This window comes from Pseudomonas sp. 2835 (assembly GCF_050435905.1).
GTDB lineage: Bacteria > Pseudomonadota > Gammaproteobacteria > Pseudomonadales > Pseudomonadaceae > Aquipseudomonas.
Genome location: NZ_JBNDLE010000001.1, coordinates 272,951 through 285,891, shown reverse-complemented (window position 1 = coordinate 285,891; position 12,941 = coordinate 272,951). Strand labels below are relative to the sequence as shown.

6 protein-coding genes are annotated in these 12,941 nt (G+C 66.2%); 3 read left to right on the top strand and 3 right to left on the bottom strand.

Annotation, left to right across the window (positions count from 1 at the left end; genetic code table 11):
* Positions 1-29 precede the first annotated feature (29 nt).
* Entirely contained in the window at positions 30-590 is a 561-nt protein-coding gene (locus tag ABIE20_RS01020; RefSeq protein ID WP_429502030.1) for a YSC84-related protein, read from the bottom strand.
* 154 nt (positions 591-744) lie between these two features.
* Here ABIE20_RS01020 and ABIE20_RS01015 point away from each other — a divergent pair, with 154 nt between their 5' ends.
* Positions 745-9,339: a GH36-type glycosyl hydrolase domain-containing protein gene (locus ABIE20_RS01015; protein WP_429502028.1), complete on the top strand. Its 8,595-nt coding sequence runs from the start codon at positions 745-747 to the stop codon at positions 9,337-9,339.
* Between the two features lie 60 nt (positions 9,340-9,399).
* Positions 9,400-10,140 (top strand): Crp/Fnr family transcriptional regulator, encoded by a 741-nt coding sequence (locus ABIE20_RS01010; RefSeq protein ID WP_429502026.1) that lies wholly within the window; start codon positions 9,400-9,402, stop codon positions 10,138-10,140.
* Between the two features lie 28 nt (positions 10,141-10,168).
* Here ABIE20_RS01010 and ABIE20_RS01005 read toward each other — a convergent pair whose 3' ends face one another.
* Positions 10,169-11,128: an HlyD family secretion protein gene (locus ABIE20_RS01005; protein WP_429502024.1), complete on the bottom strand. Its 960-nt coding sequence runs from the start codon at positions 11,126-11,128 to the stop codon at positions 10,169-10,171.
* A 3-nt stretch (positions 11,129-11,131) separates the two neighbouring features.
* A complete protein-coding gene (locus tag ABIE20_RS01000; RefSeq protein ID WP_429502022.1) occupies positions 11,132-11,482 on the bottom strand; it encodes a DUF3302 domain-containing protein in 351 nt (116 codons plus the stop codon).
* Between the two features lie 139 nt (positions 11,483-11,621).
* Here ABIE20_RS01000 and ABIE20_RS00995 point away from each other — a divergent pair, with 139 nt between their 5' ends.
* Positions 11,622-12,551 (top strand): DUF72 domain-containing protein, encoded by a 930-nt coding sequence (locus ABIE20_RS00995; protein ID WP_429502020.1) that lies wholly within the window; start codon positions 11,622-11,624, stop codon positions 12,549-12,551.
* Positions 12,552-12,941: the final 390 nt, after the last annotated feature.

The window sequence follows — 12,941 nt, the reverse complement described above, 5'->3', positions numbered from 1 at the left end:
GCAGCCCTCAAAGCCTCAGACCGCCACTGTCAGCGTTTGATCAACGAGATTTTCGTCCCCTCGATACTCACCCCGGCCATCAGCCCCTGTTGGTCGAACACGAAGGCGTAGGCATCCTGCTTGAGGGTCGAGGTCGAGAGGTTTTTCGCCACGCCCTGGTCAACCAGCACCACGGTCGGCCCGACACCCACTTCCCAGCCTTTGGTGTCCTGCACGTACTTGACCGCCTTGTCGGTCATCAGAAACACCGCATAGGCATAGGACTGCGCCCCGGCCTGCAGGCCCCAGGAGCCAGTGACCGAGTTGTAGTAGCCGGAGACCTTGCTGCCTTTGTACAGCACCCCTTCGCCATAGCTGCCGCCAAACACCAGCCCGGCCTTGACCACTTTCGGGAAGACCAGCACGCCTTTGGCCGTGCGCGACATGGTTTCAGCCAGCGGGTGGGCCTTGTAGAGGATTTGCAACGCCTGACGGGAGTCTTTGTCGAGGTCTTCGGCAGTGGCGGCACTGGCGCTGTTGTTCAGGCCCACGGCGGCCAGGGCGACGAACGAAAGCACGAGGGCGAAGAGGATTCGCAATGGATGGTTCATGGCTGTGCTCCAACACCGGGCGGCGCCGGCATTCAATGGATGACACACCTCAGGCTAAGCGCAATGGGCCAAGCGGTCTGTTCGCTAGCGTACAGACCCGCCACAGCGCGCGCGGCACACTGGAGCTGTCAGCCTCAGCCCATACAAGGACATCATGGACAACCCCTGGCCCCGTGCCCTGATGCTGCTCAAACGCCTTGCATGGCGACCCGCTCCACGTACCTTCGGCTACGAGGCGCTGCTGCGCTCGGAGCTGTTCAGCGCCGAACAGATGGCCAGCCATGGCACCCTGCTCGCCCGTCAGCACCGTCTTGACCCGGCGCCCCAGGGCGATGGCCTGCTGGCACGCCTGGCCGACAACGAGCGGGTCCTGGCCAGCAGTTGCGCGCAGTTCATCGACGCCCAGCCCAGCACTCGGCGAGTGACCCCGGCAGCAGAATGGCTGCTCGACAATTACTACCTGGTCGAAGCCCACATCCGCCTGGCCAAGACCCACTTGCCCAAAGGCTACAGCCGCCAGTTGCCGCGCCTGGGCAATGGCGCGTCGGCAGGCTTGCCGAGGGTTTACGACATTGCCCTGGAAACCATCAGCCACGGCGATGGCCGGGTCGATGACGAAAGCCTGGGGCGCTTCATCGAGGCTTACCAGAGCGTCACCGCGCTGACCCTGGGCGAGCTGTGGGCGATTCCGATCATGCTGCGCCTGGCGCTGATCGAGAACCTGCGGCGCATTGCTGCGCGGGTCATGGCCAGTTGGGCCGACCGCAACCTGGCCAACGACTGGGCTGACCGCCTGAGCGAAACCGCCGAGCGCGAGGTCAAGAGCGTGGTGCTGGTGGTGGCCGACATGGCCCGCTCCGAGCCGCCGATGACCGCCGCCTTCGTCGCCGAACTCACCCGCAGGCTACAGGGCCAGAGCGCAACCTTGATCCAGCCGTTGACCTGGGTCGAGCAGTCGCTGGGCGAATCCGGCCTGACCATCGAACGCCTGGTGCACCTGGATGCCCAGCAGCAGGCCGCCGACCAGGTGTCGATCAGCAACAGCATTGCCAGCCTGCGACTGCTCTCGACCAGCGACTGGCGGGCCTTCGTCGAGCGCCTGAGCCAGGTCGAACGGCAGTTGCACAACGACCCGGCAGGTGCCTACGCGCAGATGGATTTCGCCAGCCGCGATCACTACCGCCACGTTATCGAGCGCCTGGCGCGGCATTGCCCGCACAGCGAAGAACAGGTCGCGCAAATGGCCGTCAACCTCGCCCAGCAGCGCGGCCAGCCGCCCCCGGCAGCGGATGTCGCCGGGCATGTCGGCTTCTACCTGATCGGCCCGGGCCTTGAGCAACTGGAGCAGCGCCTGGATGCCCGCGTGCCGCTGGCCCAGCGCTGGCAACGGCTGCTGCACCGCGCGCCGCTGACGTTCTTTCTGGCCCCGGTGGCACTGTTGTCACTGGGCTTTGCCTGGCCGTTCCTGCTCGACGGTTATCGCGCCGGCTGGCCCGGCTGGGGCCTGGCGCTGCTGGCCTTGCCGCTGCTGCTGATGACCAGCCGCCTGGCCATCGGCTTGATCAACTGGCTGGTGACCCTCACTGTCGCGCCGTGCCTGCTGGCGCGCCTCGATTACCGCGAAGGCCTGCCCGCCGAGGCCCGCAGCCTGGTGGTAATCCCCACGTTGATGGCCAACAGCGCCGATGTCGAAGAGCTGGTCGAGGGGCTCGAGGTGCGTTTTCTCGCCAACCGCGACGAGCAGCTGTACTTCGCCCTGCTCACCGACTTCATGGATAGCCCGGTCGAGGTCCAGGAGGACGACGCCGGCTTGCTGACCCTGGCCAGCGAGCGGATCAGCGCCTTGAACCGCAAATACCCGGCGCAGCTCGGCGAGCGCTTCTGCCTGCTGCATCGGCCACGGCGCTGGAACCCGGCCGAGCGCGCGTGGATGGGTTACGAGCGCAAACGCGGCAAGCTGGCCGAACTCAATGCACTGCTGCGCGGGCACGGGCTTGAGCGTTTTGCGCTGATCGTCGGCGATATCGCGGCGTTGACCGGGGTGCGCTACGTCATCACCCTGGATACCGACACCCAATTGCCCCGCGATGCCGCCCGCCAGTTCATCGGCGCCATGCAGCACCCGCTCAATCAGCCGCATTTCAACGCCCAGGGGCAGATCCATCGCGGCTACGCCATCTTGCAACCGCGGGTCGGCATCAGCCTGCCCAGCGCCGCCCGTTCGCGCTATGCACGGCTGTTCGGCAGCGATGCCGGGGTCGACCCGTACACCCGTGCGGTGTCCGATGTGTACCAGGACCTGTTCCTGCATGGCTCGTTCATCGGCAAAGGCATTTACGCCGTCGATGCCTTCGAACAGGCGCTGGAAGGCCGCTTTGCCGAAAACCGCATCCTCAGCCACGACCTGATCGAAGGCTGCTATGCCCACTCCGGGCTGCTCAGCGACGTACAGTTGTTCGAGGAATACCCGGCCCGCTACAGCGCCGACGTCAAGCGCCGGCACCGCTGGATCCGCGGTGACTGGCAATTGCTGCCGTGGCTGCTGCCCTGGGCGCCGTGCTGTACCGGCCTGCAAAGCAACCGCCTCAGCGCCCTGGCGCGCTGGAAGCTGTTCGACAACCTGCGCCGCAGCCTGGAGCCGGCGGCGTTCCTCAGCGTGCTGCTGTGCGCCTGGCTGATCGCCCCGCAACCGGGGCTGTGGACCCTGGCCGTGGTCGCCCTGCTGCTGACCCAGCCGCTGCTGGACAGCTTGCTCGCGCTGCTGGGCAAAACCACCGACGTGCCGATTGCCGAACACCTGCTGGCGGTGCTGCACGGCGCCGGCCAGCACGGCGTACGGGCTACCTTCAACCTGGCCTGGTTGCCGTTCGAGGCCCATTACAGCCTGGATGCCATTGCCCGCACGCTGTGGCGCATGCTGGTGAGCAAACGGCGGTTGTTGCAATGGAGCCCGTCGCGGGAGGTCGAACGCAGCAGCGTCAACAGCCTGCCGGGGCTGTACCGCACACTGTGGATCGCGCCGGCACTGGCCCTGGCGCTGACCGCCGTGCTGGCGCCAACGCCGGCCCTGCTCGCCCTCGCCGCACCGTTCCTGCTGCTGTGGCTGGCCGGCCCGGCCCTGGCCTGGTGGGTCAGCCGCGCCGACAGCGGCGCCAGCCAGGCCATCTCGGCCCAGGGCATGCATTTTTTACGCTTGCTGACCCGGCGCAACTGGGCGTTTTTCAACCAGTACGTGAATGCCGAAGAACGCTGGCTGCCACCGGACAACATCCAGGAAGCGCCCTACGCCAACGTCGCCCATCGCACCTCGCCGACCAACATGGGCATGGCCCTGCTCGCCCACCTGGCCGCCCATGATTTCGGCTACCTGGGCAGCGCACGGCTGTTGCAGCGGCTGTCGGCGATGCTGCAGAGCATGCACAGCCTGGAGCGTCATCATCAGCATTTCTACAACTGGTACGACACCCGCAGCGGCTTGGCGCTGCACCCGCTGTATGTATCGACGGTCGACAGCGGCAACCTCGCCGGCCTGCTGCTGACCTTGCAACCCGGCCTGCTGGCCCTGGCTGACGCGCCGCTGCTCGATGGTCGCCTGCGCCAAGGGCTGCTGGACAGCCTGGATGTGCTGCTGCAAGCGTACAAGGCGGCGGGCATCGCCGACGCTGACCTGCAGGCGCTACGCACAGCGCTCGACGCCAGCCAGGAGCCAGGGCAACTGCCGGCCCTGCTGCAACAGCTGCTCGACTGCCCGCTGTCGCAACCCGACCCCAGCGGCGACTGCACCTTCTGGCTCGGTGCCCTGCATGAGCAGTGCCAGGACCTGCTCGGCGAACTGCGCGCGTTCGAGCTGCCGGCTGGCGACGACCCGGCTGCGCAGCTACCGCTGAGCTGGCGGCAACTGGCGCAGCTCGATGCCCAGCGCTGGCCGACCGCCGAGCGCGCCCGGGTGGTTGCCGTGCGGAACCTGGCCCGCGGGCGCATCAGTAGCGCGGCAGTGCTGGCCGAGCAGACCGCAGCCCTGGCGAAAATGGATTTCCGCTTTCTCTACGACTCACAGCGCGACCTCTTCGCGATCGGCTACAACGCCGACGAACAGCGCCTGGACAGCGCCTTCTACGACCTGCTGGCCTCGGAAATGCGCCTGACCAATTTCGTCGTCATCGCCCAGGGCCAGATCCCTCAGGAAAGCTGGTTCGCCCTCGGCCGCCTGCTGACCAGCAATGCCGGTGAACCGGTGCTGTTGTCGTGGTCGGGGTCGATGTTCGAATACCTGATGCCGATGCTGGTGATGCCCTCCTACCAGGGCACGCTGCTGGAGCAGTCCTGCCGCGCCGCGGTCAACCGGCAGATCGCCTATGGCAACCAGCTGGGCATTCCCTGGGGGGTGTCAGAGTCTGCCTACAACAGCCTCGATGCCCACTTCAACTATCAGTATCGGGCCTTCGGCGTGCCCGGCCTGGGCCTCAAGCGCGGCCTCGGTGAAGACCGGGTAGTGGCGCCCTACGCCAGTGCCCTGGCGCTGATGGTCGCCCCCACGGCGGCCTGCGCCAACCTCCAGCGCCTGGCTGAACAGGGCGTGGCCGGGCGCTTCGGGCTCTATGAGGCGGTCGACTACAGCGAAGCGCGGCTGCCGCCCGGGCAGGACGCGGTGGTAATCAAGTCGTTCATGGCCCACCACCAGGGCATGAGTTTCCTGGCCCTGACCGCCCTGCTGCTGGAGCGGCCCATGCAGCGGCGCTTTGAATCCGACCCGCAGTTCCAGGCCAGCGCCCTGCTGCTGCAGGAACGCGTGCCAAAGACCGCCGCCGCCTACCTGCATGCCGCCCAGGCCCCGGTCAGCGAAGACGGCGCCGCGCCCAGCGAGCAACAGCTGCGGGTATTCACCGAGCCCAACCGGCGCTGCCCGGCCGTGCAGTTGCTGTCCAACGGCCGTTACCACGTGATGGTCAACAACGCCGGCGCCGGTTACAGCCGTTGCAACGACCTGGCCGTGACCCGTTGGCGCGAGGACATCGCCAGCGATAGCCTGGGCATCTTCTGCTACCTGCGCGATGTCGCCAGCGGCGCGTTCTGGTCCACGGCGCACCAGCCGACCCTGTACCGGCCGCAAAGCCAGGAGGCGATTTTCAGTGACGCCCGCGCCGAATTCCGTCTGCGCGAGCGTGACATCGACTGCCACACTGAAATCGTCGTCTCGCCCGAAGACGATGTCGAACTGCGCCGCCTGCACCTGACCAACCATGGCCGCCAACGCCGTAGCCTGGAGCTGACCAGCTATGCCGAGGTGGTACTGGCCCCGGCCATCAGCGATGCCCTGCACCCGGCGTTCAGCAAGCTGTTCGTGCAGACCGAAGTGCTGCGCCCGCTGCAGGCCATCGTCTGCAGCCGCCGGCCGCGTTCGCAGCAAGAGCCTGTGCCGTGGCTGTGCCACCTGCTGGCCGCCCATGGCGTGGATATCGAAGCGATCTCGTATGAAACCGACCGCGCCCGCTTCATCGGCCGAGGCCGCACCCTCAAGGCCCCGGCGGCGTTGTTGCCGGACGTAGAGCAGTTGTCCGACAGCGCCGGGGCGGTGCTCGACCCGATCGTCGCGATTCGCTGCCGGATCAGCCTCGATCCGGGGCAGAGCGCGACCATCGACCTGGTCACCGGCATCGCCCCGAGCCGCGAAAGCTGCCTGCAGCAGATCCACAAATACCGCGACCGCCACCTGGCAGACCGGGTCTTTGACCTGGCCTGGACCCACAGCCAGGTGCTGCTGCGCCAGCTCAATGCCTCCCTGGCCGATGCGCGCCTGTTCGAGCAGATGGCCGCCTCGGTGATCTATGCCAACCCGTCGCTGCGCAGTGAAAGCGCAGTGCTGGCGAGCAACCGGCGCAATCAGTCCGGGCTCTGGGGTCAGGCGATTTCCGGCGACCTGCCGATCGTGCTGGTGCAGATCAGCGACCCGGCCAACATCGAACTGGTGCGCCAGATGGTCCAGGCCCACGCCTACTGGCGACAGAAAGGCCTGAGCCTGGACCTGGTGATCTGGAACGAAGACCAGGCCGGCTACCGCCAGCAACTGCAGGACTTGATCATGGGCCTGGTGACCTCGGGCAGCGAAGCGGCGCTGCTCGACCGCCCGGGCGGGATCTTCGTGCGCCCGGCCCAGCAGTTGTCCAGCGAAGACCGCGCGCTGATGCTCAGTGTGGCTCGCCTGGTGCTCAGCGACAGCCGTGGCAGCCTCGCCGAACAGGTGCATCAGCGGCGCAGCGAACACGCCTTGCCGCGCTTCGAGCCTAACCCGATCGGCCTGGTGCAGGCACCGGTGCGGCCAGCGCCGAGCGTGCAGCCGGGGCTGCTGATGGAAAACCCCTACGGCGGTTTCAGCGCCGACGGCAGCGAGTACATCATCAACCACCGCCCCGGCCAGCCGACGCCGGCACCCTGGGTCAACGTGCTGGCCAACCCGCAGTTCGGCTCGGTAATCAGCGAAAGCGGCGGCGCCTACACCTTCAGCGACAACGCCCACGAGTTCCGCCTGACACCCTGGCACAACGACCCAGTCAGCGATCCCAGCGGCGAGGCCATGTACCTGCGCGACGAAGACAGCGGCCGCTATTGGTCACCGACCCCGCAACCCTGCCCTGGCCAGGGCAGCTACCGCACCCGCCACGGCTTTGGCTACAGCGTCTTCGAGCATGACGAAGACGGTCTGCACAGCGAGCTGTGGGTGTTCGTCGCCCTCGACGCACCGGTGAAGTTCTCGCGCCTGAAGGTGCGCAACACCTCGGGCCGGCCGCGCCGGTTGTCGGTGACCAGCTATGTGGAATGGGTGCTGGGCGACTTGCGCAGCAAGGCGGCCATGCATGTGGTCAGCGAGGCCGACCCGTTCAGCGGCGCGCTGTTTGCGCGCAATGCCTACTCGATCGAATTTTCCACCCGGGTGGCGTTCCTCGACAGCGACCTGCCCTACCGCAGCCTCAGTTGCGACCGCCTGGAGTTCATTGGCCGCAACGGCACTCTCGGCGCGCCTGCAGCCATGGGCCGGGCCCGGCTCTCCGGGCGCAGCGGCGGTGGCCTGGACCCCTGCGCGGCGCTGCAGGTGGCCCTGGAGCTGGCCGACGGTGAAAGCCAGGAGGTGGTGTTCCGCTTGGGCGCCGAGCACGACGCCACGGCCGCCACCCGCCGGGTGCAGCAGTACCGCGGGCTGCGCGCGACGGCGATTGAGCTGGAACGGGTGCGCGCGCACTGGCGCGAGGTACTCGACGTCATCCGCATCGAAACCCCGGAGCCGGCCCTGAATATGCTGGTCAATGGCTGGCTGATGTACCAGGTGATCGCCTGCCGCTTCTGGGCACGCAGCGGTTTCTACCAGTCCGGTGGCGCCTTTGGTTTCCGCGACCAGTTGCAGGACAGCATGGCGATGATCCACGCCGATCCGGCCGCGGCGCGCCAGCACCTGCTGTTGTGTGCCAGCCATCAGTACCGCGAAGGCGATGTTCAGCACTGGTGGCACCCGCCGTTGCAGCGCGGCGTGCGTACCCGCTGCTCCGACGACATGCTCTGGCTGCCCCTGGCCACCAGCCGCTATGTGCAGGTGACCGGTGACCTCGGCGTGCTCGATGAACAGGTCGGCTATATAGAAGGTCGCGCGCTGAACCCTGGCGAGGAGTCCTATTACGACCTGCCGACCCGCTCGGCCCTCAACGAAAGCCTCTACCAGCATTGCCAGCGCGCGCTGCAGCATGGCTTGCAGTGCGGCGTGCATGGCCTGCCGTTGATGGGCAGCGGCGACTGGAACGACGGCATGAACCGCGTCGGCGAACAGGGCCTGGGCGAAAGCGTGTGGCTGGGCTTCTTCGGCGTCGAGGTGCTGCAGCAGTTCGCCCGCACCGCCCAACGCCAGGGTGACAGCGCCTTCGCCGAGGATTGCAGCAGGCGCGCCGCCACCCTGCGCGGCAACCTCGAAGCCCATGGCTGGGACGGCGGCTGGTACCGCCGCGCCTATTTCGATGACGGCCAGGTACTGGGCTCGGCCAACAATGAAGAATGCCGCATCGACTCCATCGCCCAGAGCTGGGCGGTGCTTTCAGGGGCCGCCGCCCCGGGGCGTTGCCGCCTGGCCATGGAGGCGCTGGACCGCTACCTGGTGCGCCGCGACATCGGCATCGTCCAGCTGCTTGACCCGCCTTTTGACCAGGGCAGCCTGGACCCGGGCTACATCAAGGGCTACGTGCCCGGCGTGCGTGAGAACGGCGGCCAGTACAGCCATGCCGCCGTCTGGGCGAGCATGGCCTTTGCCCGCCTGGGCGACAGCGCCAGGGCCTGGGAGCTGCTGCGCCTGATCAACCCGTTGCGCCAGGGCAGCGCCGAGCGCATCGACAGCTACAAGGTCGAGCCGTACGTGATGGCCGCCGATGTCTATGGCGCGCCGCCCCATGCCGGGCGTGGCGGCTGGAGCTGGTACACCGGCGCCGCCGGCTGGATGTACCGGCTGATCGTCGAGTCGCTGCTGGGCCTGCAGCGCAGTGGCGAAACCTTGAGCCTGCAGCCGCTGCTACCGGCCGAATGGCCAGGCTACGTGCTGCACTATCGCTATGGCGCTACCCGCTACCGCATCGAAGTGCGGCATGCGGGCGCCGGCGCGCTGCGCCTGAGCCTGGATGGCTTGCCCCTGGCCGACGGCGTGGTCAGGCTTGTGGATGACGGTCAAACACACCAGATCAGCGCGCATTGCCGGCCGGCCACCGCCAGCCTCCCCTAGGCCGCGCGGATTGGAGTACCCTGTGGCCAGACAGCTCTTGTCTGCCATCGGTGGCTCCGTATGCCCGCATCACCCAAGCCACAGGCCAGGCCACAGGACAATCACCTGCTGGCGGCCCTGCCGACAACCGCCCTGGAGCGCCTGCTGCCGCACCTGGAACTGATCGCCCTGCCGCTGGGCAAGGTGCTCTACGAGTCCGGCGACGCTTTGCGCCACGTGTACTTCCCGACCAACTCCATTGTCTCGCTGCTGTATGTCATGGAAAACGGCGCCTCGGCGGAGATCTCCGTGGTCGGTAACGAAGGCCTGATCGGCGTTGCGGTGTTCATGGGCGGAGAAAGCACCCCGAGCCGCGCCATCGTGCAAAGCGCCGGCCATGCCTACCGCCTGCCCGGCCAGCGCCTGAAAGACGAATTCAACCGCCATGGCGAACTGCTGGTGCTGATGCTGCGCTATACCCAGGCGCTGATCACGCAGATGGCCCAGACCGCCGTGTGCAACCGCCATCATTCCATCGACCAGCAGCTGTGCCGCTGGCTGCTGCTGTCGCTCGATCGGCTCAACGACAACCAGCTGACCATGACCCAGGAACTGATCGCCAACATGCTCGGCGTACGCCGCGAAGGCGTCACCGACGCCGCCGGCAAGCTGCAACGCCTGGGCGTGATCGAGTACAGCCGCGGGCACATCAAGGTCCTTGATCGGGCGCGCCTGGAGCAGTTGAGCTGTGAGTGCTATGCGGTGGTGAGGAAGGAAACCGAGCGCCTGCTGCCGTATCTACCGACGCGACCGCAGGCGTGAACAAGGCCGGGAGTACATTTGTACTCCGCTAGTGGAACGGGAAGATGTAGTTCATCCAGGCCGCCATGCGCAGGAGGATCTTGCGCATGGTTGCGATGTGCGGAAAGTGCTTGCTGTACAGCGCTGCCTGGCCATAGGCGCCGCCGGGCATCTGTTTGGCGTACTGGGCGAACGCCGGGTCGTCGATCTCGATGATCACCGGCACCCGCCCGGCCGGTGGCGAGCCGGTGTAGCTGACCAGGTTGCCGGAAGGCTGCACCTGACCTTCGGCGATCACCGCGATGACATTCTTGACCTTGCCGTGAAACACCTTGCCCGGAATGCCGTCGAACGCCACTTCGGCGTCGTCGCCCGGCACCAGGCGCAACAGGCTGTTCTGGCGCATCCAGGCGGCGAAATACTGGCCTTCTTCAGGTATGAACACCATCGACGGGCGCAGCGGCAAGGCACTGGCCATCATTCCGGCGCGCAACGACACATGGGTGACATAGCCCCTGCTCGGCGCACGCACCACGGTGCTGTCGAGTTCGAACTGGGCGTTGTCCAGTTGCGCCTGCAGATCGTCAACCCGGGCGATGGCCGCTTCCTGCTCGCGGCGGGTGCCGAAGTTGCGCTTGATCAGCTCGTTGATGCGGTACAAATCGCCCCTGGCAGCGACGATCTGCGCTTTCAGCGAGCGCAAACGGTGTTCAAACGGCGCCGGGTCGATGCGAAACAGTACATCGCCCTTTTCCAGCGGCTGGTTGCCCTGGACCGGCACCTCGATCACTTTGCCGGTGACCACCGGGATCACCGGCACCGAAACGAAATACGAACGGGCTACCTCCGAATACGGGTGGTTGTAGTTCATGGTGAAGATCAGCGCGCCGATCATGACGATGCCGCCGAGCACCGCGGTAGGCACTGTCCATTTGTTCAGCGGGATGCGAAACAGCTTGAAAATTGCCACGCAGATTGCTGCATAGGTGAGGATCAGCAACAGGTCCATGGCTCAGATACCTTCGCCGCGATCGTCGGCGGCGGATGTTCCTTCGAGGCGCTCCAGGCGCTGCTGCAGCTCGCGCACCTGTTGCTCCAGGCGCAGCACATGGCTTTGCGGCGACTTGCCGTCGCCAAAGCCCCAGCCGCGATCTTCGCGATAGAGCATCGCCCAGATCCACAGGAACGGCCACAGCGCATGCAGGGTGAACAGGCTCACCCAGCCGGTGGCATGGATCGCATCCTGGTGCGGGTGGTTGCGGTGCACGGCGATTTCGTAGGGGATGTCGTGCAGGACGATGATCCCGTAGAACAGCACCAGGCCGACAAAAATCAAAACACCCAAGGCGAAGTAATCGAGCATGATCGCTTACCGGCACAGCAGTGTGGGCAGAGGCTTGAGTGTAGTTCAACCGCTCCCTCGACGCTGGCCCGCAGGAATGGATTGAACTCCCGGACAGCACCGGCTTCGTACGCCTAGGCACCCTGAAGGGCCCAGGCTCATGACTACCAGCAAACCACAGCTTCATGTCGGCATCTCGGGTTGGCGCTACGTGCCCTGGCGCGGGGTGTTCTACCCCGAGGGCCTGCGCCAGAAGGACGAGCTGCGCTTCGCCTCGCGGGCGGTCAACAGCATCGAGATCAACGGCACCTTCTATGCCCTGCAGCGCCCGGAGCGTTTTGCCGAGTGGGCGGCGCACACCCCTGCCGGGTTTGTCTTCAGCGTCAAGGCGCCGCGCTACATCACTCATGTACGGCGCCTGCGCGAAATTGCCGAGCCGCTGGCCAACTTCTACGCCTCGGGGCCTTTGGCGCTGGGCGAAAAGCTTGGGCCGACGCTGTGGCAGTTCCCGCCGAACATGCGCTTTGACCCGGTGCTGTTCGAGGAATTTCTCGCCCAGTTACCGCGCACCGCTGCCCAGGCACTGAAACTGGCACGCCATTCCCTGTGGTTCGTCCCGCCAGACGACCTGCCTGCCTCGCAGCGTCAGCACCTGCGCCATGCCGTGGAAATCCGCCATGAAAGCTTTGTCACCCCGGCATTTGTCGAGCTGTTGCGCCGGCATCAGGTGGCGTTGGTAGTGGCCGACACGGCGGGCAAGTGGCCGAAGGTCGAGGATGTCACGGCTGACTTTATCTATTTGCGCCTGCATGGTGACAAGACGCTCTATAGCAGCGGTTATTCGGATGCGGCGTTGCAGCGCTGGTACAAACGCATCCTGGCCTGGAAGCGCGGAGCCCAGCCTGGCGACGCGCACCTGATCGACCCGCGCAGCGAACCGGGTGCGGCTGAGCGGCGTGATGTCTATTGCTACTTCGATAACGACATCAAGGTCCAGGCACCCTTCGATGCACGGCGCCTGCTGGCCTTGCTGAAACTGGACAAGGCACTGCGGACCACGCCTGGCGAGCCTGCGCAGGATCTGGACTAGATAATTCCTGATGTCCAGTCTGCACTGGCCTCATCGCCGGCAAGGCCGGCTCCCACAATGGACCGGCGTACACGGAGCCCGGTGGGAGCTGGCCTTGCCGGCGATCGAGCGCGCAGCGGTCGTAATCCAGACGACACCTGAGGTGCTGGCTGCACCGGCCTCATCGCCGGCAAGGCCGGCTCACAATGGACCGGCGTACACGGAGCCCTGGACTGCCCCAAGGGGTGGATTGGTGTCCAACTTCTTGGGGGCAGTCCATCCTGTGGGAGCTGGCCTTGCCGGCGATCGAGCGCGCAGCGGTCGTAATCCAGACGACACCTGATGTGCTGGCTGCACCGGCCTCATCACCGGCAAGGCCGGCTCCCACAGAAAGGAAAAAAACCATAGCCC

Bases quoted from the DNA above. Each gene is read 5' to 3' on its own strand.
- ABIE20_RS01020 (WP_429502030.1), bottom strand. From the start codon at position 590: ATGAACCATCCATTGCGAATCCTCTTCGCCCTCGTGCTTTCGTTCGTC.
- ABIE20_RS01015 (WP_429502028.1), top strand. From the start codon at position 745: ATGGACAACCCCTGGCCCCGTGCCCTGATGCTGCTCAAACGCCTTGCA.
- ABIE20_RS01010 (WP_429502026.1), top strand. From the start codon at position 9,400: ATGCCCGCATCACCCAAGCCACAGGCCAGGCCACAGGACAATCACCTG.
- ABIE20_RS01005 (WP_429502024.1), bottom strand. From the start codon at position 11,128: ATGGACCTGTTGCTGATCCTCACCTATGCAGCAATCTGCGTGGCAATT.
- ABIE20_RS01000 (WP_429502022.1), bottom strand. From the start codon at position 11,482: ATGCTCGATTACTTCGCCTTGGGTGTTTTGATTTTTGTCGGCCTGGTG.
- ABIE20_RS00995 (WP_429502020.1), top strand. From the start codon at position 11,622: ATGACTACCAGCAAACCACAGCTTCATGTCGGCATCTCGGGTTGGCGC.